1 rRNA gene is annotated in these 293 nt (G+C 50.2%); it reads left to right on the plus strand.

What is annotated here, in order from left to right:
* Positions 1–293: ribosomal RNA gene (locus CES82_RS12130) — 23S ribosomal RNA — on the plus strand; the annotation flags it as partial.

Below are 293 nucleotides of genomic sequence, written 5' to 3' on the forward strand. Positions count from 1 at the left end.
TAGAAGTGAGAATGCCGGTATGAGTAGCGAAAGATCAGTGAGAATCTGATCCACCGAATGACTAAGGTTTCCTGGGGAAGGCTCGTCCTCCCAGGGTTAGTCGGGACCTAAGTCGAGGCCGCAAGGCGTAGACGATGGCCAACAGGTTGATATTCCTGTACTAGTAAGATATGTTTGAGCGATGGAGGGACGCAGAAGGCTAAGCCGTGCGCACTGTTGGATATGTGCGTTCAAGCAGCAAGTCTGGTTGTTAGTTAAATGCTTTCAACCGGGTAGACAAGCTGTGATGAGGA

Source organism: Secundilactobacillus silagincola (genome assembly GCF_002583405.1).
Taxonomy (GTDB): Bacteria; Bacillota; Bacilli; order Lactobacillales; family Lactobacillaceae; genus Secundilactobacillus; species Secundilactobacillus silagincola.